Origin of the sequence: Psychrobacter sp. P2G3, assembly GCF_001593285.1 — a bacterium.
Lineage (GTDB): Bacteria > Pseudomonadota > Gammaproteobacteria > Pseudomonadales > Moraxellaceae > Psychrobacter.
This window is the reverse complement of record NZ_CP012529.1, coordinates 2,511,699-2,534,414: the sequence shown is the minus strand read 5'-3', so window position 1 is coordinate 2,534,414 and position 22,716 is coordinate 2,511,699. Positions and strand designations below refer to the sequence as shown.

26 protein-coding genes are annotated in these 22,716 nt (G+C 41.8%); 15 read left to right on the top strand and 11 right to left on the bottom strand.

What is annotated here, in order from left to right:
• Positions 1-35 precede the first annotated feature (35 nt).
• The 6 genes from AK823_RS10250 to AK823_RS10225 all read left to right on the top strand — a co-directional run bounded on the left by AK823_RS10250 (position 36) and on the right by AK823_RS10225 (position 5,170).
• A complete protein-coding gene (locus AK823_RS10250) occupies positions 36-527 on the top strand; it encodes a molybdenum cofactor biosynthesis protein MoaE (RefSeq protein ID WP_068328885.1) in 492 nt (163 codons plus the stop codon).
• On the top strand, positions 520-1,344 hold the full coding sequence (gene modA / locus AK823_RS10245) for a molybdate ABC transporter substrate-binding protein (protein WP_068328883.1): 825 nt from the start codon (positions 520-522) through the stop codon (positions 1,342-1,344). Before AK823_RS10250 ends, modA begins: the two co-directional genes overlap by 8 nt.
• 49 nt (positions 1,345-1,393) lie before the next feature.
• Positions 1,394-2,092, top strand: coding sequence for a molybdate ABC transporter permease subunit (gene modB, locus AK823_RS10240; protein WP_068328878.1), 699 nt, complete (start codon positions 1,394-1,396; stop codon positions 2,090-2,092).
• Between the two features lie 293 nt (positions 2,093-2,385).
• A complete protein-coding gene (locus AK823_RS10235) occupies positions 2,386-3,249 on the top strand; it encodes a universal stress protein (RefSeq protein ID WP_068328875.1) in 864 nt (287 codons plus the stop codon).
• Positions 3,250-3,716: 467 nt separating this feature from the next.
• The gene (locus tag AK823_RS10230) at positions 3,717-4,805 is read left to right on the top strand and encodes an NAD(P)-dependent alcohol dehydrogenase (protein ID WP_068328872.1); all 1,089 of its coding nucleotides are present in this window, start codon (positions 3,717-3,719) and stop codon (positions 4,803-4,805) included.
• Between the two features lie 77 nt (positions 4,806-4,882).
• The gene (locus tag AK823_RS10225; RefSeq protein WP_068328869.1) at positions 4,883-5,170 is read left to right on the top strand and encodes a DUF4031 domain-containing protein; all 288 of its coding nucleotides are present in this window, start codon (positions 4,883-4,885) and stop codon (positions 5,168-5,170) included.
• 83 nt (positions 5,171-5,253) lie between these two features.
• On the opposite strand, the gene AK823_RS10220 is transcribed toward AK823_RS10225, so the two are convergent.
• Positions 5,254-5,772, bottom strand: coding sequence for a DUF302 domain-containing protein (locus tag AK823_RS10220; RefSeq protein WP_068328866.1), 519 nt, complete (start codon positions 5,770-5,772; stop codon positions 5,254-5,256).
• Positions 5,773-5,925: 153 nt separating this feature from the next.
• Positions 5,926-6,837 carry a LysR family transcriptional regulator gene (locus AK823_RS10215; protein WP_068328863.1) on the bottom strand — a complete coding sequence of 304 codons (912 nt, stop codon included), beginning with the start codon at positions 6,835-6,837 and terminating at the stop codon, positions 5,926-5,928.
• 195 nt (positions 6,838-7,032) lie between these two features.
• Here AK823_RS10215 and AK823_RS10210 point away from each other — a divergent pair, with 195 nt between their 5' ends.
• Positions 7,033-8,157, top strand: a complete 1,125-nt coding sequence (locus tag AK823_RS10210) for an S-(hydroxymethyl)glutathione dehydrogenase/class III alcohol dehydrogenase (protein WP_068328860.1) — start codon at positions 7,033-7,035, stop codon at positions 8,155-8,157.
• 226 nt (positions 8,158-8,383) lie between these two features.
• On the opposite strand, the gene AK823_RS10205 is transcribed toward AK823_RS10210, so the two are convergent.
• The 5 genes from AK823_RS10205 to AK823_RS10185 form a co-directional block, all read right to left on the bottom strand.
• Complete coding sequence (locus AK823_RS10205; protein ID WP_068328857.1) at positions 8,384-9,289, bottom strand: haloalkane dehalogenase; 906 nt, start codon at positions 9,287-9,289, stop codon at positions 8,384-8,386.
• 141 nt (positions 9,290-9,430) lie between these two features.
• The gene (locus AK823_RS10200; protein ID WP_068328854.1) at positions 9,431-9,967 is read right to left on the bottom strand and encodes a peroxiredoxin-like family protein; all 537 of its coding nucleotides are present in this window, start codon (positions 9,965-9,967) and stop codon (positions 9,431-9,433) included.
• A 113-nt stretch (positions 9,968-10,080) separates the two neighbouring features.
• Positions 10,081-10,512: a DUF6789 family protein gene (locus AK823_RS10195; RefSeq protein ID WP_149031859.1), complete on the bottom strand. Its 432-nt coding sequence runs from the start codon at positions 10,510-10,512 to the stop codon at positions 10,081-10,083.
• 44 nt (positions 10,513-10,556) lie between these two features.
• The gene (locus AK823_RS10190; RefSeq protein ID WP_068328852.1) at positions 10,557-11,252 is read right to left on the bottom strand and encodes a haloacid dehalogenase type II; all 696 of its coding nucleotides are present in this window, start codon (positions 11,250-11,252) and stop codon (positions 10,557-10,559) included.
• Positions 11,253-11,619: 367 nt separating this feature from the next.
• Positions 11,620-12,822: a patatin-like phospholipase family protein gene (locus AK823_RS10185; protein ID WP_068328849.1), complete on the bottom strand. Its 1,203-nt coding sequence runs from the start codon at positions 12,820-12,822 to the stop codon at positions 11,620-11,622.
• Between the two features lie 657 nt (positions 12,823-13,479).
• Here AK823_RS10185 and AK823_RS10180 point away from each other — a divergent pair.
• On the top strand, positions 13,480-14,088 hold the full coding sequence (locus tag AK823_RS10180) for a TetR/AcrR family transcriptional regulator (RefSeq protein WP_068328846.1): 609 nt from the start codon (positions 13,480-13,482) through the stop codon (positions 14,086-14,088).
• Positions 14,089-14,287: 199 nt separating this feature from the next.
• Here AK823_RS10180 and AK823_RS10175 read toward each other — a convergent pair whose 3' ends face one another.
• Both AK823_RS10175 and AK823_RS10170 read right to left on the bottom strand, forming a co-directional pair.
• On the bottom strand, positions 14,288-14,956 hold the full coding sequence (locus tag AK823_RS10175) for a DsbA family oxidoreductase (RefSeq protein ID WP_068328843.1): 669 nt from the start codon (positions 14,954-14,956) through the stop codon (positions 14,288-14,290).
• 240 nt (positions 14,957-15,196) lie between these two features.
• Positions 15,197-15,751 (bottom strand): carboxymuconolactone decarboxylase family protein, encoded by a 555-nt coding sequence (locus tag AK823_RS10170; RefSeq protein ID WP_068328842.1) that lies wholly within the window; start codon positions 15,749-15,751, stop codon positions 15,197-15,199.
• A 511-nt stretch (positions 15,752-16,262) separates the two neighbouring features.
• On the opposite strand from AK823_RS10170, the gene AK823_RS10165 reads away from it, so the two are divergent.
• The 5 genes from AK823_RS10165 to AK823_RS10145 all read left to right on the top strand — a co-directional run bounded on the left by AK823_RS10165 (position 16,263) and on the right by AK823_RS10145 (position 20,196).
• Positions 16,263-17,114, top strand: coding sequence for an SDR family NAD(P)-dependent oxidoreductase (locus tag AK823_RS10165; RefSeq protein WP_068328840.1), 852 nt, complete (start codon positions 16,263-16,265; stop codon positions 17,112-17,114).
• Positions 17,115-17,216: 102 nt separating this feature from the next.
• Positions 17,217-18,266, top strand: coding sequence for a zinc-binding alcohol dehydrogenase family protein (locus AK823_RS10160; RefSeq protein WP_068330289.1), 1,050 nt, complete (start codon positions 17,217-17,219; stop codon positions 18,264-18,266).
• 117 nt (positions 18,267-18,383) lie between these two features.
• Complete coding sequence (locus AK823_RS10155) at positions 18,384-18,689, top strand: putative quinol monooxygenase (RefSeq protein WP_068328838.1); 306 nt, start codon at positions 18,384-18,386, stop codon at positions 18,687-18,689.
• A 96-nt stretch (positions 18,690-18,785) separates the two neighbouring features.
• A complete protein-coding gene (nfsB, locus tag AK823_RS10150; RefSeq protein ID WP_068328834.1) occupies positions 18,786-19,442 on the top strand; it encodes an oxygen-insensitive NAD(P)H nitroreductase in 657 nt (218 codons plus the stop codon).
• 418 nt (positions 19,443-19,860) lie between these two features.
• Positions 19,861-20,196, top strand: a complete 336-nt coding sequence (locus tag AK823_RS10145; protein WP_068328832.1) for a GlpM family protein — start codon at positions 19,861-19,863, stop codon at positions 20,194-20,196.
• A 19-nt stretch (positions 20,197-20,215) separates the two neighbouring features.
• Here the strand turns inward: AK823_RS10145 and AK823_RS10140 are convergent, their stop codons facing one another.
• Positions 20,216-20,455 carry a hypothetical protein gene (locus tag AK823_RS10140; RefSeq protein ID WP_068037056.1) on the bottom strand — a complete coding sequence of 80 codons (240 nt, stop codon included), beginning with the start codon at positions 20,453-20,455 and terminating at the stop codon, positions 20,216-20,218.
• Positions 20,456-20,827: 372 nt separating this feature from the next.
• Between AK823_RS10140 and AK823_RS10135 the strand changes: the two genes are divergently transcribed.
• Positions 20,828-21,442: a YceI family protein gene (locus tag AK823_RS10135; protein WP_082785700.1), complete on the top strand. Its 615-nt coding sequence runs from the start codon at positions 20,828-20,830 to the stop codon at positions 21,440-21,442.
• A 222-nt stretch (positions 21,443-21,664) separates the two neighbouring features.
• Positions 21,665-22,048, top strand: a complete 384-nt coding sequence (locus tag AK823_RS10130; RefSeq protein ID WP_068328818.1) for a rhodanese-like domain-containing protein — start codon at positions 21,665-21,667, stop codon at positions 22,046-22,048.
• 141 nt (positions 22,049-22,189) lie between these two features.
• Here the strand turns inward: AK823_RS10130 and AK823_RS10125 are convergent, their stop codons facing one another.
• Positions 22,190-22,645 (bottom strand): outer membrane protein assembly factor BamE, encoded by a 456-nt coding sequence (locus AK823_RS10125; RefSeq protein ID WP_068328810.1) that lies wholly within the window; start codon positions 22,643-22,645, stop codon positions 22,190-22,192.
• Positions 22,646-22,716 lie beyond the last annotated feature (71 nt).

The following is a 22,716-nucleotide window of genomic DNA, read 5'->3' as shown; positions in this document are numbered from 1 at the left end:
GTCAGGGTTTTAAAAACAATAAATAGAGATAACACATGACGGATAATGTACATAGTCATTCGATGACCATCAAACGTAGCGTTGATGAGGTATATGCAATCGCAGAGCGTGATGGCTTTGCTTTATTAGATATTGCTATAGATGAAGACAGACTTAAAAACACCCTTGATAACGATAGCTGCGGCGCATTCGTCTGCTTTGAAGGTCGCGTGCGCAATCACAATAATGCCACTAGCGTTGATTGCTTGACTTACTACGGTTACGAAGACTTAGCATTGAATCAAGGCCGTACCATTATTGAGGAAGCTAAACAGCGTTTTGAGATTACCCATGCTCTTGCTATTCACCGTATTGGCGCATTAGAGATTGGCGATGTGGCAGTATGGGTTGGGGTCGTCTCTGCTCATCGTTATCCAGCCTTTGATGCTTGCCGCTGGATACTCGACACCATCAAAGCGGACATCCCAGTGTGGAAGCAGGAATATTATGAAGATGACTCTTCTAAATGGCTGAGTAATAATGGGTAGGTTAATAACGATTGTAATTGCAAGCTCATTTTTGATATTAAGTGCTTGTACACAGGAGAACACTACAAATATAGCTTCTGCTGCTGACACTACTAAGCAAACACAAACACTACGTATCGCTGCTGCTGCCAATTTATCTGACGTACTGCCTGCCATTGTAGAAAGCTATAAAACAGATAAAGGCTTACCTAACCAAGATATAGATGTTACTTACGCGTCTTCTGGTAAGTTATACGCGCAGATTAAAGCGGGTGCACCTTACGATATATTTTTATCCGCCAATCAAGAATTCCCTGCCAAACTAGCTAATGAAAGCCCCCAAGGTGAAAATCTTCATCAACCTTTTACTTATGCGCAAGGTCAACTGGCGCTATATAGTGTCACTAAACCTTTGGGTGAGTTCAATCCAGCAGCGCTGACTGATTTGCTCATGAGCGATACGAATAGCAAGATTGCTATTGCCAGTCCTGAGCTTGCGCCTTATGGTGCATCGGCAAAATCTTATCTGCAGTCGCAAAATATATATGAAGCTTTAGACAAGCAAAAACGGTTAATACAAGCAGAGAATATTGGTCAAGCCTTTCAATATGCGCATACTGGCAGTGTCGATTATGGCTTTGTCGCGCAATCACAAATCATAGCCATTAAAGCCAAGCCTGAGCAGTTCGTTACCCTAGCGCCCGATTCTTATCCGGCTATCCTGCAAGACGGTATTATAATCAGTGACACCTCTACGGCAACAGACTTCAGCGATTATTTAACCTCCAAAGCAGGACAACAACACTTCTCACAAGCGGGCTATCTAGCGGTTCAATAGTGATTCATTAAATAGAACCAACCAACTAACGGCAACGAGCAATGACATCATGATATCTCCATCCCTAATGTCAGACATGCTCAGTCCATTCTTAGTCAGCATCAAACTTGCTACTGTCACCACCTTATGTCTATTACTCTTTGCCACACCTGTGGCTTATTGGCTCGCTAAGCCGAGTCGTGGGCAAGTCATTGCACGTCTTAAAGTTATACTTATGGGCATTATCGCCATGCCACTCGTACTGCCTCCTACCGTCATTGGTTTTTACTTATTACTCCTGCTAAGCCCTAGCATGGGTATTGGTAAATGGCTGAGCGAACACCACATCAGCCCCTTGATTTTTACCTTTGAGGGTCTGGTCATCGGATCTATTATTTATTCTTTACCTTTCTATATCCAACCTGTCTATGCCCAATTTTTACGCATACCGAAAAGCGTGATAGAGATGGCGCACTTATTAGAGCCCAGTCGTCTAAGACGCTTTATCAGAGTCGCGCTCCCACAAGCAAAGGTGGGTATTATCCTCGGCAGCCTCATCAGCTTTGCCCATACTATTGGGGAATTTGGGGTGGTGCTGATGATAGGCGGCAGTATCTCCGGCGAGACCAAAGTGGTGTCCATCGCAATCTATGAGCAAGTCGAAGCGCTCAATTACGAAGCGGCACACCTGATGTCAGGTATTCTTATCATTATAGGCATGATTATGGTGGCGTTGATTGCCAGTGTGAATAGGTTGAATCAGCGTTGATTTGAGCAGATGGTAAAGGTACATCTTGAAATGGTTATCAAATGATAGAGATGATATGCTGAATAGTATGGTCATCGCCTAAGTCTTTAATTCCTAAGTTATTGTATTTTAATGATGATAGGTGTGAATCTATAAGTCGAATTGTACGTCTGTCATTGCAGCAGTGACTAAAGCAGTGATTGGCTTGCTTAGTAGTTAGCTAGTAATGATTTCTGTAGCGACAGGCGCAATAGCGTTATTGACACGCATTGATAACTCTATCCATTCAATAATTAAAAATTTAAGGATGAATCATGAAAACAGAACAGCACGTTTTAGCCTGTATTGACGGCTCAGCGGTTACTGAATCGGTTTGTGATTATGCGGCATGGTATGCCAGCAGGTTAGGTCTACCGGTTGCGTTATTGCATGTTAGCGATGTTCCGGCGTCGACTAGACGTGACTTATCGGGAGCAATAGGATTCAATAGTCGTGAATATTTATTAGAAGAATTAACGGAACTGGATGAAAAAAGAGCAAAGGTTGTGAACAGTTATAGTAATGCCTTGGTACAAGATGCAAAAAGCTATCTGCAAAATAGCTTCGATGGTATAAAAGTCAATATCTATCAACGCCGCGGTAAATTGTTACCTGCCATTGAACATTTTAAAGAAGAAAATCGTGCCATCATTATGGGGCGTCGCGGCGAAGATCATAAAAATAGCCGCATCAATATCGGCAGCCAAATCGAAACTGTCGCACGAGCATCAAGCATACCTGTCTTGATTTGCTCAGAGAAATTTGAAGAGCCCAAGTCATACATGGTCGCATTTGATGCTAGTAAAACCGCTATCAAAGCTACACAGATGGTGGCAAGAAGTGAGCTATTAAAAGGGTTGCAAGGTTATATCGTGATGGTAGGTAATGACAAAGACGCCGCCAAAAAAAGTCTTGCTGATGCCGTTGAACATATAACGTCAGCGGGTTTTAAGGTAGAGGCTCATCATTTGCCTGAGCTTGATGCTGTTGATGGACTGTTGTCGTTTCAGATAGATAATGATGTCGATATTATTGTGGTTGGTGCTTATGGCCACTCTAAATTGCAGCGCTTGTTTCTTGGCAGCACTACTACAGAAATCATCGCCAGCACACTGACACCGGTGATTTTGGTGCGCTAAGACATGTCAGACGTTAAAATTATTGGAAGTTAGCTAGGCGAGGTTGAAGGGTTAATATGGTAGTTAGATCTACAATGACTACTGTAACTGCCTGCCGAATCAATGCCTGACATAGCGCGCGGAAAAGTTAGAGGAGATTGCTGCCTTTGCTGTATTCCTAGCCTCTGACGACTCTAACTACATGCATGGTTCTAACGTATTTATGGATGGTGGCTGGATTCTTGGTAGATAGAAATCATTTTGAGAATAAGCTTAAAGAACAACTTTAAAGAGAATTGATATCTCAAGAGAGATGTAGAGGCAGACTAGCTTTTGTGTCTCTTTTTGAGCTTAAACGACTGAGCAGTAATATACTGAGTAGTAATCTATATTGAAATCAGATTGTCATTGTTGAGGCGTAGCTAAATTATAAGCATATGGCTCCTGAGAGAAACTGGCTGAAGTAACTAATTGAAGAGGTAATACTAATGGATATTAAAGCAGCAGTAACTCATAACCAAGGCGCGGCGTTCGAATTAGAGCCTGTACAGCTTGCAACGCCTGAGATTGACGAGATACGGGTTAAAATCGTTGCAGCTGGTGTCTGTCATACCGATGTGGTCGCGCGTGATATGGGCATCGCGCCATTTCCTATCGTACTGGGTCATGAAGGGTCTGGGATAGTGGATGCTGTCGGCGCAGGGGTAACTGATTTGCAAGTCGGTGATCATGTAGTGTTATCATTTGCGCACTGCGGTAATTGTGGGCATTGCCTGACGGGTCATCCAACCGTTTGCGACACTTTTAATGAGCTGAACTTCGGTGGTGCGATGGACGATGGCACCCGTAGACTTGCGCAAGATGGTGAGACGCTGGCGACTTTTTTTGGACAGTCCTCATTTGCCACTTATGCGATTGCTAAGTCTAGAAATGCCGTGAAAGTCGATCCGGATGTCGATTTAGCGCTACTTGGACCGTTAGGATGTGGTATTCAGACTGGCGCTGGAACGGTGTTAAATCGTCTAAAGCCAGAGTTTGGTTCTAGTATCGTGATTTATGGTGCTGGTGCAGTTGGCCTCAGTGCAGTGATGGCAGCCAAGATTGTTGGCTGTCAGCATATCATTGCCGTTGATGTACATGATAGTCGTCTTGAGCTGGCAAAAGAGCTTGGCGCGACCCATACTCTCAACGGTAAAAATGTCGATGTCGTAATAGAAGTCAAAAAAATAACTGACGGTGGCAGCCACTATGCCGTTGAAACCACAGGCGTGCCTACGGTTGTTAAGCAATCATTGAATGCCTTGCGATCTTTGGGTACAGTCGCAATTGTCGGTATTACACCAGAGATGAATATTGATGTCCATAATGACTTGATGGCCGAAGGTAAGAGCATGATTGGCGTCATCGAAGGCGACTCTATTCCTCGAGTATTTATTCCACAGTTGATTGCTTACTTTAAAGCTGGTCAATTCCCATTTGATAAATTGGTTGAGTTTTACGATTTTGAGGACATTAACCAAGCGTTTGAAGATTCGGCAAGTGGCATTACCATTAAGCCGATTCTGAAAGTAGGTTAATAATCAAAACGTTAGGTTAAATTAGTTTTGTATTAAAATAAAACCAAATTATTTAAAAATCTCAAAGGTACAGCTCTATGGCGATATACGTAGATTTTATGCAGATAGAATTTAAAGGCTATAAATGGTGCCACATGCTGGCAGATACCCTGCAAGAGTTGCATGATTTTGCCGCAATGATTGAAGTGGATAAGCGTTTATTCCACCGTAATGCCAGTTATCCGCACTATGATGTCACGGTACAAATGCGAGAGACAGCGATTGAATATGGCGCTATTCCTGCTGGTCGAAAAAAGATTATCGAATGTGCAAAGAAGTTGAAAGTAGAGTTACATGAGCAAATAGCACAATCTGAGAACTCCTAATAAGTTAATTTTCTAAAAACATAAAAAAGGTGGGAGTACTTTTGCATCCCACCTTTTCGTTTGTTCAGATTTTCATTTATATTTTACTTTGCAATAGCTGCTTTACTGACACCATCAAGGGCTTTTGCGATATTCGCTAACTGGGCATCACAACCTTTTATATTATGACGGTCTTTGAGATATTCAGGATTGTTGTACGACAACCAAACTTTTTTATCAGCATCTTCACTGATTAGGATTTTTTGCGGCAAATCAATAGCGACGCTTTGCTCGCAATTCATCAATGGCGTACCCGCTTTCGGATTACCAAACATAATCACTTGCGTCGGTCTTAATGTTAAATCGACACCTTGCGCATTTTTTTGATGATCGACGCGCGCAAATACTTTCATGCCTTTGCTTTTAATAATCGCCGCCAGCTTATCAGCAGTATCTTGAACAGAGTGATTACTTTGCATCGTAACCAGACCCTTTTCAGCATTGATAGCAGTCATTGTTTCTGGCGTTGACTGCACCTTATCCGGCGCGTTTAAAATGCTTTCAACACTGGCGCAAGAGGAAACGGCCAAAGCTAGAGCAGTAATAGAGATAATTTTAATCATAAAAAGTCCTTTTTTATTGTGTTTGTTTATTAAGTGAGTGATGGCTGGTAATATTGAATATTCATTGTGAACTATAACATTGTGCGTAATAAACTGCGTATAGTAAAGGGTCGCATTACAACACCTCTTAAAGAATGACTAAGCCAAAACTAATTACACAGCCAAACGCTCTGCTAGATAATCTACGAGCAACCTAATCTTTGGTGATAAATGACGGTTGTGCGGATAGACGGCCCAGATACTTTCCTCGGGCTCTCTATAGTTATCTAGTAAGCTGACCAGCGCGCCTGATGCTAAGTACTTTTGCACATAATAATCAGGTAGCTGCACAATACCCAGACCTTTTAACGCAGCATCAACTAGGCTATGACCACTGTTATATTGCACCGTGCCAGACACGCGCAGGTTTTTTTCTTTATTAGCATCTTTGCCAGAATCTGTTTTTCTAGAACCTGTTTCTTTAAAATCTATAAAGTGCCAATAATCACGAGTGCCAAGTAAGCAGTTATGTTGGCTTAGCTCGGACAGAACATGAGGCGTGCCGTATTTTTCGAGATAAGCGGGCGCAGCACAAACGAAGTTGGTACGACGGCTAAGTTTTTTTGCCATCATCGTCGAATCGCTTAATTTACCAATACGAATCGCTAAATCATAGCTGCCATCAACCAAGTCGATTTTTTGATTACTCAAAAAAGCCGTCACTTCGATATCACTATATTGCACCATGAAATCATTGACCAGTGGTAATAACTGCTGCTCGCCATAAGTGACAGGGGCGGTCAGTTTAATTCTGCCTTGGGGCTTTGACTGTAAGTTGCTTACTGCTTGCTCAGCAGCATCCAATCCATCGAGCACACCGCGGCAGTGCTGATAAAACACGCGGCCTTCTTCAGTCAGTGATACCTTGCGCGTCGTGCGATACAGCAATTTAATATTCAGTCGTTTTTCTAAAGCGCTTATCTGTCGACTGACTTGCGCGGTTGAGACGCCCAACTCTTTTGCAGCGCGTGTGAAGCTCTCGTACTCCGCCACATAGACGAACTCGCTAATACCGTCCCAGCGCATGATTATTACCACTGTGTAAAAGATATTTTCAAATATAACACATTGTTATCATTTCAGAAACGACTATAATGGTAAGTATAAAATCAAACCTTTTACAGACTGTGACAACTGTGGCTTGCCTCTATACACTAAGCGCTATAAGCTAAATTGGTCTGCGTTTAATCAACAATAAAATTAATTAGAAGAGAGAATATTATGTCAGATAAATTTATTAAATCTAAAGCCGCTATCGCTTGGGGCCCGAACCAGCCACTATCTATTGAAGAAGTGGATGTCATGCTACCGCGCAAAGGCGAAGTATTGGTAAAAATCATCGCCAGTGGCGTCTGCCACACCGATGCGTTTACCTTATCTGGTGAAGATCCAGAAGGCGTATTCCCAGCTATCTTAGGTCATGAAGGTGGCGGTATCGTTGAACAGATCGGCGAAGGCGTGACCAGCGTCCAAGTCGGCGATCACGTTATTCCTTTATACACCGCAGAGTGTGGCGTCTGTAAATTCTGCTTATCAGGCAAAACAAACCTTTGCTCTGCCGTACGTGAGACTCAAGGTAAAGGCTTAATGCCAGACGGCACCACCCGTTTTTATAAAGACGGTCAGCCAATTTATCATTATATGGGTTGCTCAACCTTTTCTGAATATACTGTCCTACCAGAGATTTCATTGGCCAAAGTGGATAAAGACGCACCATTAGAAAAAGTTTGTTTGCTAGGTTGTGGCGTGACCACCGGCATGGGCGCGGTTATGAATACCGCTAAGGTTGAAGAAGGGGCTACCGTTGCTGTTTTCGGTCTTGGTGGTATTGGCCTCGCCGCTATCATTGGTGCAAAAATGGCAAAAGCCAGTTGTATTATCGGCATTGATATCAACGAAGATAAATTTGAGTTGGCTAAGAAGCTTGGCGCGACTGATTGCATCAATTCTAAAGACTATGACAAGCCTATCCAAGAGGTCATCGTCGAGATGACTGATGGCGGCGTAGACTATTCGTTTGAGTGTATTGGTAATGTCGATGTCATGCGTTCAGCGCTTGAGTGTTGCCACAAAGGCTGGGGCGAGTCGGTCATCATCGGTGTCGCTGGTGCAGGCAAAGAAATCTCAACCCGTCCATTCCAGCTAGTGACTGGTCGCGTCTGGAAGGGTTCAGCATTTGGCGGGGTCAAAGGACGCAGCGAATTGCCAGGCTACGTCGATCGTTATATGCAAGGTGACATCCCATTAAATGACTTTATCACCCACACTATGCCATTAGAAGACATTAACGAAGCCTTTGACTTGATGCATAAAGGTGAGAGTATTCGTACGGTTATTCACTTTTAACAGATGCTTTCTAAAAGTAATGGTTAACGATAGCAATGATAACATCAGCGCTATAAAATAAAATTATAAAAATGCTGCTCCTATATAGGGGCAGCATTTTGCATGTTGAGACATTGGTTTTAAGGTATTCGATTTTGATTTCCAGCTAATCGGATTCATCACTGTGGCTGGCTTCATTATCGCGACAATATGGAACTTTATTTATAACTTATGGTTTCACTACGGCTTAGTTGTCATTAATGAACTTGACCAAAAGCTCGGCCACTTTCTCGCCTTGATCTTCTTGGAGAAAATGTCCAGCGTTGGCAATAGTCGTATGATCTTGACCTTTGGTTCCGGGAATAAGTTTTTGCATTACTCGATCACCGCCAGCAGTAATCGGATCAGAATCGCTAAATAGAGTAAGAAAGGGCTTCGTCCATTTGCTCAGCTCAATCCAAGCGGCACGGTTTTTATCCGAAGCAGGGTCATTCGGTGTCGTGGGGACGAGTAGTGGGAACTGTCTGGCTCCTTCCTTATAAGACTCATCAGGAAAAGGTGCATTGTAAGCGTCGATTACCGCCTGTGATAGCGATGTAACAGTACCACTCTTTATAGCGCCTCCCACATTAAATTCTGGTGTTTCCTGTGAGAATTTCTGCCATTTTCGAAAACCTTCACCTGGATCGTGGTCGCCAGTGGGGAGCATGGTATTACCAGCCGCTACCCGAGCAAACCGATCTGGATGTGCCGCAACCAAGCGCAGACCGATCAGGCCGCCCCAGTCCTGACAAAACAAGGTGATGTCCTTTAGATCTAACTGGTCGAGTGCTGATTGTAGCCAGTCGACATGACGCTGGTAGGTGTAGTCAGTACGGGATGCGGGTTTGTCTGAGCGTCCAAAACCGGGGAGGTCTGGTGCAATCACGCGGTGTCCTGCTGCAGTCAGTATTGGGATGATTTTACGATACAGATAACACCATGAAGGTTCCCCATGGAGCAGTAACACCGGATAGGCGTCCCTTGGGCCCTCGTCGAGGTAATGCACGCGCAACTCACCCCCTTCGCCATCGTCAACCATTAAGTAGTGCGGGGCAAAATCATAATCGGGCAGATTCGCAAAACACGAATCAAGGGTTCTGAGCGTTTTCATGTGTCGTCCTTGAGTTAGGTAATTGAGCGCGCATTCTCACACAGCTGCTGGAAATCCCATTTATTCATAATAATATTATGAATAAATGGGTGAATCTAACTACTTCTATCGATAAGAGTTTTAGATTAGATAAAATTATATCTAACGATGCGTACCACGAATAGGGTAATCGTTTTTTCGAACAAAGGATAAACCATTCGCAAGGGCTTCAAGTTCAGGTCTAGCAAAAGGCGCGTTGGAGATATCGACGATTTGAATCTCTCCATCAGCATTAATGACAAACAAACCAGGCTCTGCAAAGGGATGATCAGTCTCTTTCTCTGAGCGTGGGTCAGAAATGTAGAGCCCTAGCGTATCCATTTGCTCAATAGTTAAACCATAAGCAATAGGAAAGTTGATATCTAATTTTTCTAAATGACTCTCTAATTGCTCTTTACTGTCACCTGATATCGCAATGATATCGACACCTGCCTCAGCAAATGATGCTTTTACGGTTTCTAACTGGTTAAGGTATTTCGTACAAATTGGACAATGTTGACCTCGGTAAACAACGACTAATTTCCAATCGTAACCGTTTTCAGGCTTGCCAAGCGACTTCATATCACCATTTAGCATTTGTACATCTATATTGGGGAATTTGACACCAGCTTGAAGTTTTTGTGCGTAATTTGATTGCATGATTTATCCTTTATTTAATGGTTTGCATGAATGTGAGTAATTCGTGTTGAGACATAGAAGGCTTGGTAGGTAAATTAAACCTTCTACAATAAGTTGGCTATTTTTAATAAGCTTCAATGTTTAAAAACGAGCTTGGCATAAGCCTTACCTAATACCACACCAAAGATTAAATGGAGCACTAAGGTTGCGATAGGAATCATGATACCGCTTGGCATAGCTAGACCAAATAGGCGATTACCCATCATCGGCATAAGAGCAATCATCATCATAAGCCAACCAGCAGCACCTATAACCGCACCAATCAGCGTAAAATTCTTACTCCTATCCGCACCAGCCACTACTGCCATTGCTAGACCATAGCCGATAGAACCAATCATAAAGTGAGCGAGCCATGCCAATACTAGACTGTCACCCATCATTGATGCGAGCATAGCTATGATGTCTAAATCAGGCATCAGACCCATCATGCTTTTTAGCATTAGTAAAATAGTCATAACGACGGTGGCAATGAAGCCTGCAATAATTCCTGACATATATTTATTCATGGTAAACATTCCTTGTTCAGGTTTTACTTGTTCAGGTTTTAAGGTTACTCATGTTGTCCATTAACAATCTGTTCAGCAAGCGTGACAAGATCTGAGGCCATAAAGTTCGGTGTTGGCACATTGGAGGCAGGCAACATGGCGTTATAAGGACGTTTGAGAAACGCCCCTTGGCAGCCAGCCGCTTGAGCGCCAATCGTATCCCAAAGATGACAAGCCACTAGGCATAAATCTGACATTTCAACAGCCAGCTCTTTAGCGACCATTTGATAAGTCTCAGGCGCAGGCTTAAACTTGCTAACCTTCTCAACGCTAAAAGACTGCTCAAAGAACTCACTCAATCCTGCTTTTTCAAGTGGCGTAGGGGCGGCGCTGGGTGCTGAATTGGTCAATGTCACCAGTCGAAACCCTGCGTCACGTAGTTTGGTCAAGGCTGGTATTGCATCAGGATAAGCAGGCATTTTGCCCATAAGCTCTTTTAACTCATTAATATCGTCATCTGTCAGCGTGATTTCATGGATATCAGCTGTCATCTGTAACGCACCAACGCCAAGCTCCCCAAAAGGCGTATAAAGGCCTGATAAAGTCATGGTTTGCGAATAAAGTACCAATTGGGCAAACCACTCCCTTAACATGTACTTGTTACCGAACAGGCGAACGAATAAAGGCGTAAGGGTATCGATATCTAGTAGAGTCTCATTGACATCAAATACGATAATCGAGGGTGATTGGTTAGAGGACATAAAAGATCCTTTTTTAATAATGGTAAATTGCGTCTGTGAGGGAAGTAGGCTGATAACTACAGTTATAATTATAAAACTGATTAATTTCACTTTAAACTAGCTTGAGCAGTCATTCAAGATGAATTTGAGTAATCACTCAAATTATATTGTTATGCTTTGTTATCATATGTAAATGATATGATTTCAAAAAACAGAGAAATTGGATTGTTTACAGGGTAGATAACGCTTCATCCTTGTTAGAGTTTACTGAATCGAAATCTTTAGAGGGTCGGCACTGGAGTGTCAATACATTAGAGTTAGGATGTAATTGAGTGTCTTGTTTGGCTTCAAATAGCTTGCTTAGTCCAGACCACAACTTTGCTATTCGTCACTGTAGCGCTTTACGAAAATTTTGGAATTCCTCAGATTGATCAAGTAAGCTGCTGCCTAACTCCCGCAACTCATCAACTTGTTTAGGCTGTAGATGAAAAGTGGTTGGCATGGCATCGAACTTTGCGCGTTCTTTCTTATTCTCAACTTGATCGAAAGTTAATATGGAAAAATGCACCTCAACTTGAGGCGAGTCAGAGCTGCGCTGTGCATTCACGTGCTCACCCCATTGCAAAAATTCTTTTTTAGCTAATGAGACGGTCTCGTTATTTAAAATACCTAATGCCACTTCGCTAGAAGCTGAAACTGTCTCGAAGAACCCTGGGTCTTTACCTTCCAATGACCATTTATGCTCAGAGTAGGTTTGAGCATTGGCGACTACGACCAGCACTTGTTTAACTTGGCGGAATTTTTCAGGGCTAAACGCACCAGCCATATTGGGCACATCACCATACTGAGTCACTGGACTCATCATAGATCCACGCACACCCAAGTTATCGGTTACCCCGCCATCTACTAAGCGTAGGACGGGCATACGCTCTGGATAAGAATAACGCTTTAACGCCCGGGCTACCGCATAATTGCGCGGCAGATGACTGTCTTGATTTAAGGCATCCTCGACCCACGACTGGTAACGCTGAGGGCAGTCGGAAAAATTGCGCAGCGCTATAGGTGCAAAGATGCCAGGTACTGAGGAAGATGCCATCACAGCATTTGCCACCGGATAACTCGACAAATCTGAACACAAAAAATCAAAATGCTGCTGGGTAAAGGAAAATGTCGTTGAATTATTTAAGTCACTGGCATTCAGGATAACGTAAGGTAACTTTCCACGCCCCATATCGGCAAAAGTTTTTTGCTGAAACAGACTATGATTTAAGTTATTCGCTACCAGATCGCCACGATTGTATTCAGAGCTGCTCATCGCTATAAGGCTTTGCGGACGTATCGCGAGCTTTATCAATCGAGACTGCCAGTCCTCATACAGAAAATCTGGCGCAAACTGCTTAAATATATCATCGCCAAACAAGCCGTAGTAGGCTGCTGTGTAGCTACCGCCTGATACCGAAGAGATAACATCCACCTCATCTAACAGTCGACGCTCCACGCCGTCTATAGTTACCGGTGTATCGCGTAGCTTTTCTAGCACGCCGTAGCTAAGCGCCGCCGCTCGTGTACCGCCACCAGAAAATGCGAGCACAACAAAGACGTCATCTGAGTTTTTAGGTAAGTTATTGCGAAAATCGTAGCGACTTGTGGTGGTCTTATCCGTTATTGGCTTGTTCCAGATTCGTTTCGTACAACCCGTCAACAAGCTGGATATAAGAGTAATGGCTAATAGGAAGAATGCGGAGCATAATCGAGACGAAATTTCCTTATTTGGAAATCTCTGAAGCTGATTGTCACAGAAAGTAGATATATTTATACGCATTCAAGCTACCCCAAAGTGTTTGGACTACTGTGAAGCCTACGTCCTTTACCTACTGCATCATAGCTATGCAGGAAGGCTATTTAAGACACTTTTAACTCGGATTTTAAAAGCAGTTAATACCTCTATTATACGTACAGCTTATGTGGACAACCTAGTCGGTCAAAATTGAATCACACAAGATGTAAATCGAAAGTGCTGATGATGTGCTGATACGGTAATGGCAATGGCAATCCTTCTTTCTCTTTTGCTTATTCATTCAGTATTATTGTGGCTAGTGATTCTTGACAATCAATAGTCTGAGCCCTGTTAATAAACTTTAACTGGACTGTAATAGCTAGTCAAGATAAAATTGAGCAGTCACTCAAGTTGTACAGTCATGCTCATTTCATTATATGACGCTAAGGCTGTGAGAAAACGGAATATATTATGTCACGCACCGCACTTTATAGCCGACAAGAATCTTTAGAACGAGCTTTACAGCTGTTCTGGCAAAAGGGTTTTCATGCGACATCTTTAAAAGATTTAGAAAAAGCACTCGATATGCGACCGGGGAGTATTTATGCAGCTTTTGGTAGCAAGGATGGACTGTTCCAAGAAGTACTAGAGTACTATGCTCGTCTGACACTGACCGAGCTAGAATATACTTTGAAGACCCATAGTTCGCCATTGATGGGGCTAGCTGCCTACTTGCGACAGCTTGGCGGAATTCTCGATAAGGGGCTGCCAAGTCGCGCTTGTATGCTGGTAAAAAGCTTGTTGGAGCTTGGCGCGCGTGAGCAATCAGCCTTACAAAAGGTTGAGGCCATGCTGGCTGGTATGGAAGCGCGATTTATTGACTGCTTTACGGAAGCTCAGCGCATAGGGGAGCTTGATAGTGAGCTTGACCCTGTTAGGCTGGCTCGGCGTTTACAAGCTGAAATAATGGGGCTGCGCGCTTTTGCACAGCGTGATGTAGATAGTGCTGCCGTACATGAGCTTGCCGAAGATATGGCGCAATCGTTAGAAGCATTGCGTAATAACACGTTTGCTGGCTAGTTCGCTAACTGGCTCTGAATAATAGGTCTAGTTAAGTGTGCTTGCTAAGTTAATCAGAGGTCAAACTGAGAACTAATTAACAGTGTAAATCACCCTTATAAATTGATGAAACCATAAAAAAGACTACCTGAAGTTTCAAGTAGCCTTTTTTATATCTAAATTTTAATGGCCAATTTTTGATATTCGCCAAAAGTGTCGTTTATTCTGGCAAGTCTGCCAATTGCTGTAAGATACTTTTGAAGTTCTCAACCCCTTGTGCACCGCTAACCAAGTGTTTTTGATTAAAGATAACAGAGGGTACGCTTTGAATACCTTGCTGACGCCACTGTTGTTGAGCTTGACGTACTTCTTCTGCAAAGCGCTGATCCTTTAATACTGCTACCGCTTCGCTACGATCTAGCCCAATCTCTGCTGCAATATCTGCCAGCACTTCTTTATCAGAGATATTACGACCATTAGTAAAGTGAGCGGCGAACAAGGCTTGCTTTAGGTCGTGCATACGGCCTTGCTGATCTGCCCAGTGCAGCAGCTGATGCAAATCAAAGGTATTATAGGTGCGAGTCTCCTCAGTGAAATTAAACTCAAAGCCAACCTCGCTACCAGCCTCAGTCATTCTAACTCGGCTAGCATCAGATTCTTCTCTGCTTGAGCCGTACTTCTCAGTGATATGCTCGCGCAAGTTCTGACCTTCGCTTGGCATATCAGGATTTAACTCAAACGGATGCCAGTGAATTTCATGCTCGGTATTGGTTTGCTCAAGCGCTTCTGCCAGCTGGCGGTAGCCGATGACACACCAAGGGCAGACCACGTCCGATACAATATCTATGCGCAGTGGTTGCTCTGATGATAACTGCTTTGAATTTTCCATATGACCTCTCGTTAGCTACTATTTATGATTCTAACTGATATCTGTAATTCTAACTGATACGTATGACGTTAACTGAGAAAACTGCTGCTCGAACATTTTCCGAACAACAGCTTCTTAAACAATACTCTCGCAAACAGCAGACTTTTAAACAACAGTATAGAAACACCAAAAGGGTTATTACAACCCTAAATTGGTTGCATCGTTAACGTAATGGTTAGTCTGCTTTATTAGGCAACGTGATTAGTCAGCTTTGTGCCATTCAAACTTTTGAAAAGGCTTATCGATTGGCGTGTTGGCTAGATGGTTAGTGTAGTTGCTCATCACTTTTTGCGCGGCAGCAAGGACGACTTCTAAAATCTGGCGCTTGGTGAAGCCTGCATCCAAAAATGCTTGTACGGCATCATCATTCACATTACCACGATCACGGACGACAGAAAGCGTAAAGTTACGTAGTGCTTCTAACTTATCAGTCGGTAGTGGGGTTTCATTACGTAATGCTTCGGTAATCGCGTCATCTACTTTCATACTTTTGGCAATGCCAGTATGCGCAGGAACGCAGTAATGACAAGCGTGCTCAACGTTGATGGTTTGCCATACTACGGTAACTTCTTCATCATCAAAGCTACTGTCTAAAAACAATTGATGTAGACGTTGATAACCTTCGAGTAGTCCTGGCGCTTCGGCCATTACCGCATGTAAATTTGGAACCATGCCAAAAGCATTGATAGAAATGTCGAGTAGCTCTTTGCTATCTACTGGTGCACTCTGTTTGTCGTGTAAAGTAAATTCAGTCATGTAAAAACCCTTATTGTGATTGTTAATTAATTATTTAATGATTATTAAAGTACGGTAGCTCAATCAACAATAGACGTAATATTATATTTGAGTGATTGCTCAAATTGATAGGTGATGCTTGCCTAAGTAAATCAACTAAAGCCACTATAAATGATTTTGAGCGAACGTTCAACCTTGATTGAGTGATTGCTCAATCAAGTTACAAATCAATCAAGTTACAAATCAATTAAGTGACGAATCAATTAGCTTACAAACATAGCTACTTAATTGTTATCTCATTGATAGCAACGCTAATTTGACAAAATAATTTAATGAAGTAGCTTAAAAAGGTGGTTTTACACTTAGCAAGTTAGCTCATTTTAGAAAGATATTGAAAGTGTTTCCGGCTATAGCTACTTTTTGAAGCACAACACTTTCATTACAATGGGTGCTATTACGATGGATAAAATGGAACACACATCCAAAATTTAAATAATAGCTTAAATAACAACTCAAACAATAAGGACGGCTCATGACTAAGACTATTTTAATCACTGGCAGTACTGATGGCATTGGCAAATTGGCAGCTTTAAAACTGGCAGAAGCTGGGCATCAAGTGTACTTGCATGGCCGCGATGCCGACAAACTTGCCAGTGTCATTGCAGAGGTCAAAGCGGTAGCGACAGGCGCAGCAGTAGATAATATTGACGGGTTTGTGGCTGATTTTTCAGATTTAACCGCTGTACTCAAGATGGCAGCAGAAGTGAGCGAAAAGCTGCCAAAGCTTGATGTACTCATAAACAATGCAGGGATTTATACAACCGCATCGGCAACGACTAAAGATGAGTTGGACATACGCTTCGTGGTCAATTACTTAGCGCCTTACGAGTTAACCAACGCCTTATTACCACTACTCAAAAGGTCTAGTAAAGCTCGTATCGTAAATCTAAGCTCAGCGGCTCAAGCTCCGATATCCTATAAGGCATTTGCAGGACAGGACCGTCTCGCTGATAAAGATGCCTATGCTCAAAGTAAGCTGGCACTAACGATGTGGACTATGGATTTAGCTGACACAGTCGCAGCAGATGACATCAATTTAATCGCTGTGAATCCAGGCTCGCTATTGAATACAAAAATGGTCGATGAAGCTTATGGTCAACATTGGTCATCAGCAGATAAAGGGGCAAATATCCTAACTGAACTTGCCATCTCGGATGAGTTCGCTGACGATAGCGGTAAATATTTTGATAATGATATTAAAGATGGCGTACATGGTGACGCAAGAGGAGAGTTCGGACAACCGCATGCAGACGCTCTAAATAAAGAAGCCATTGCAGAGCTTGAACGCCAAACTCAGAAAGTATTGCAGTCGCTTTCTGCATGATATTTATATCTAGCCGCATCAATTAATGGTTAGAAATTAAACCATTACAAAGTATCTCATTAAACTTATCATCAAAAACTGGGACATACCCTTATGCAGACTATCAAAGCCATTGGTTATCAAAATAACCTACCTATCCATGATGAACAAGCGCTACAAGATATTATCCTTGATAAACCGACTGCTTCAGGCCATGATATTTTGGTAGAAGTTAAATCCATATCCGTCAATCCGGTAGATTATAAAATCCGTGCATCGCGTCCTGCACCAGAGGGTGAGTATGCTGTTATTGGTTGGGATGCTGCTGGTATCGTAACGGCTATCGGTGAAGAAGTCAGTCTGTTCTCAGTAGGAGATAACGTTTATTACGCTGGAGATTTGACCCGTTCAGGCAGCAATGCTGAGTATCAGCTGGTCGATGAGCGTATCGTTGGCCACATGCCGACATCCTTATCTTTCGCTGAGGCTGCGGCGCTTCCGCTCACTACAATTACGGCATGGGAGATGTTATTTGACCGTTTGCAAGTACCTGTTTCTGATAGTTCGACGGATGAAAACGGTAATGATGAGGATACTAATGACATTTCAGTATTAGTGATTGGCGCAGCGGGCGGGGTAGGATCAATATTAACCCAACTATTAAAATCTCAAACAACAGCCACCATTATTGGTACCGCTTCAAGGGATGAGAGTATACAGTGGCTCAAAGATTTGGGCGCTGACTATGTTATCAATCACCGTAATGCATTGTCTGATGAGCTTCAAAAAACAGGCATTGCTGAAGTAGACTATGTCGTGAGTCTCAATAACACCGAAGAGCATTATGAAGAAATTATTAAATGCTTAAAGCCCCAAGGTAAACTTGGACTGATTGATGACCCAGCAACATTAGACGTCCTACCGCTTAAGACCAAAAGCTTAAGCCTGCATTGGGAGTTTATGTTTGCGCGCTCAATGTTTAATACGCCAGACATGATTGAACAGCACCATTTATTAAATGCAGTGGCAACATTAATTGATGCTGGCGAGATTAAAACCACGGTTGCTCACAATCTTGGCACTATCACAGCCGAGCATTTACGCAGTGCGCACCAGATGTTAGAGAATCGTCAAGCACATGGCAAAATCGTATTAGAAGGCTGGCCTGTATAAAGCGTTAAATTATCGTTTAGCTTTACAAGTCTAATTTAACGCTTTGAGCAAATATATTGAACCTGCTTAAATGAATTTATTTGAAATAATTATAATATTAAAACATAGGAAGCATTTATGAACACGCAAGCAAACAAGCCACTCACCATCGTTGCTACTATCAAAGCCAAACCTGAGCACGTTGAGCGAGTCAAATCTGAACTACTTAAACTAACAGCAGCATCACAAGCTGATCAAGGTTGTATCCAATATGACTTACATCAAGACAATGCAAATCTTAATGGATTTATCGTTTATGAGATTTGGGAAAACAATGAGCTTTTGCAGCAGCATGTACAAAGCCAGCATTTTCAGAACTATGTAAAGGTAACAGATGGCATGGTCGATGAATTTGTCATAACTGAAATGACCGCTATTTCGTAAATTTCACCTGTGCATTTATCTATCATTAATAATAAGATAGATAACGATTCCACTTTAAACTTAAAACATTTGAAAATGTACGAACAGGAATAATGTATGAAAGATATCACTGATGCGATGAATTGGCGCTATAGCGTTAAAGACTATGACCCTACCAAAAAGCTGTCAGCTGATGACTTTCAGAGTCTAAAAGATGTGTTGCGCTTGAGTCCTTCAGCGACCAATATTCAACCTTGGCACTATGTGATTGCCGATGATGATGCTGGTAGAGCTAGAGTTGCTAAAGGGACTGATGGGCATCACGAGGCTAATTCATCAAAAATAAAGAATGCCTCACACGTTATCGTTTTTTGTAGTCGTGCTTATGCAGATAATGAGTATTTGAGTGAATTACTCGAAAAAGAAGACGCTGATGGTCGTTTTACTGAACCGAAACGCAAAACACAAATGGATGAAAAACGTAAGAAATCAGTTAATAAGCACCGTTTTACAGAAAAAGATGAGCCGTTTTGGTTGGCTAAGCAGGTTTATATTACGATGGGTGCTTTATTACTTGGCGCAGCAACGCTTGGGATTGACGCGACACCGATGGAAGGTGTCGATTTTGAGGTGCTCGATGACGAGCTTGATTTGAATAGTAAAGGCTTAACCGCTGTAGGAGTGGTCTGTCTTGGCTATCGTAGTGGTGATGGTTACAATGTAGAATTACCGAAATCGCGCTTGAGTGAAGAGGCTGTTTTTAGCAAGCTATAAGTTTTACCAAAATATAAGTTTTACTAAGCTATAGTTAGTTCAATATAAAAAGAATACGGTGGAACTGGAATGAATTTTTTGCAGCCTCTGTCGCCTCTGTCTGCGTAGGCACAGCAAGCAAGAAAAATTCGTACCAGTTCTGCGTAAGAATACAACGTATCTACTTTATTTAGTATGGACTATATAATAATTAAACTATAATTTTAGATTATAAAAGCCACTAAAATATAGTTGGTTGCAAATAGACTTCAGCATGAAAAATTATCAGTCATTAATAAGAAAAACCTCATAAATGAGATATGTTTATGAGGTTTTTCTATGATAAATAATACTGGATTTAGCATTAAGACTCTTAACTGCTATATAGTAAGCCAATCAATGTACAGTCAACCAGTATCCAACAGGAGATAACCTCATCATGATTTGGCTAAAAATGCTTGTTGGCGCGTTGGTGGTATTGTTGATTCAACTATTCGCTCAAAGCAGGTTCTTTTATTTGGCAGCACTTGCGCCACTTTTTCCGACCTTTACTTTGATTAGCCATTTTTTAGTTGGCACTCAGCGTAGTGCTGCAGATTTTAAAATTGCATTGATATTTAGTATGCTAGGTGTGATACCGCATCTCATTTATACGCTGATTGTATTTTTTAGCTTTAGCCATATTGGCTTGTACAAAGCATTATTACTAGGTGTGGCAGGCTGGTTGATCGCTGCTGCTGTTTTGATATTTGCGTGGCAACATCTACAAATATAATAAAGGGTGTACGAGCTTATTAGGCGCTTCTTTTGTTGTTCATACAATCGAACCATGCATCGTCATATACGGTAGCAGCAGAATCAAAGTGCACGTATATTTTTTCATTATTCAATGTCGCATACCAATGCTCATCGTTATAGCCTGTGAGCACTTGAAAGTATTTTTCATTCACAAAGTCACCTACAACGTAGGTATTTCCTGCTGCATAAAAAGTATTGCCAGCCGTACACAGTAGTTTATCACCAGTATTTATCATAACATTCTACTTGTATATTTTAGTATATTCGGAAAAGGTAATATATTATTCTAGCCGAATATAGCGTGAAATACTACAATGCGGAATGCAATCAATACGTTTTGTAACGTAATTTTTTATCGGGTGTCTCATGTATTTGCAAATTTAAACATGAATAATTGGAGTATTATCAAGGTACTGATTAACTGAAAAACAGGCACGATTTTGCTATGCCAAAGTTTAATAATAAGTGTTAAGTAAGTGAATCTAAGTAATGGCAGCTTCTTTATCGTCTAAATTTTTAGCTTAGGTTTACAGTTATAAGGAATGGTTTAATGACTATTTTATCTTTGAAATTGTATCGTTGAAACAACTTCGCAAAGGAATGCCACTATGAGTTGTCTTTTACCCGATCGAAAGCTATCCCACTATCGCAAGCCACTAATGGCGTTGTTGTTAATAATGTCTTGTGTCAGTAGTCATGCTGCGACCTATAATATTGACCCAGCCCGCACCAATGTACGTTTCGCCATCGACTATTTTAATAAAAACTCCACCCATACGGGTGGCTTTTACAATGTGACGGGGCAGCTACAATATGATCCAAATGCACACACGGGCAACATCTCGCTTATCATTCCAATAAAATCCTTAAGTACAGGTAGTCGATCATTCAATCAAAAGCTGACGAGTCGTGATTTCTTTGATGTGGCACAATTTCCCTTGGCTTACTTTGAGTCTACTAAGTGGTATTTTATGACTGATAAAACACACTCAGAGGTTATCCGAGTCGATGGCAAACTAACGCTACATGGGGAGACTCATCCGGTCACGCTAACGGCTACCAATTTCGATTGCTATGTTAGCCCCTCACGTAAAAATTCAGTTTGTGGGGGAGGTTTTACCACTACGATTGATCGCACTAAATGGAAGATTAATAAATACGCCTTACTGGGAATGACGAGAAATCTGACGTTAGATATCAGAGTGGAAGCAGCGACAAAGTAATGTATTATTATATAAATGAATATATTGAAATAAGTTGAAATCTGTAGATATAATATACAAAATAATATACTATTTTTAATAGTGAATGGTCTTTGATAGTAATTTTAAATGTTCAACATGCCCTATACTTTTTGATGTCTAAGTTGGCTGTCTTAGGTGTTTTTATCATAACAATACCTATCAAGCTGTTCTGATTTGTCTACCATATTTTGAGGTATAACTATGAAAACCCCACAGGATTTAGTAAGCGCTGCTAAAGCACAAATCACTGAAGTTGCACTGGCGCAAGCAGCTGCTGCTTGTGATAAAGCCGATATCGTTATCGATGTAAGAGAACCTGAGGAATACGCTACTGGTCATATTGAAAAGGCAGTACTGATACCTCGCGGGTTATTAGAGTTTAAAATTGACGATCTAACAGCCACTACTGGTGCTGATACCAACATTGTGCTTTATTGTAAAACCGGTGGACGTGCAGCGTTGGCAGTGCAGTCGTTAGAAGCGCTTGGCTATAAGCAAGTAGTATCTATTGCAGGTGGTTTTGAGGCATGGACTGAAGCTGACATGCCAATAGTAAAACCGAATGATGAAATTGATTTTGGCTAGTATATTAGGCAGTCATTTATTTTGAGTAAGGCATTTTCGGCATTAAAAGCAAGGCATTAGATGCCTTGCTTTCAATGTTTTGCTTCTTAGTTCAATTGTATGGCTTTTCAGTTTAATTATATGGCTTATGAGTTAAATAGATTAGCGCGCATACTTAGCACAGGATGCTGGTTGCCAATAAAACTCAGTGGCAAAGAATTCGTCGTTACGTATTCTGCCTTCATAGCTATCATCAAAGATTATTTTGTATTGGCATGTCTCGACTCTGTTATCAGCATCGTAGAATTTGAGAATATAATCCCATTCGCGAGCATTAAAACCTTCACTAAAGTGAGGTGTGCCAATCAACTGGTAGATTTGATCTTTGGTAGTACCTACTTGAATATTAGCAACACCTTCATGATTGACAATACTACCTCCTTTTTGCCACGCTTTGTTTGGATCAGGGAATACCAAGTCATTGGCATCAACAGATCCATGCTGGGCACCAGGAGACAAATGCCAAGTCGGCGTTATATTTTTTTGGGTACAGCCAGTCACTGTGAATAGTAAAGCAGTCGTTGCCAGCAAGCCGTAATGATATGCAGATTTTTTCATTATCCATTCCTTAATATATTTTATGAGTAATTTGACAGCGCCTATCTATTTATAACCAAACCTACTGGCAG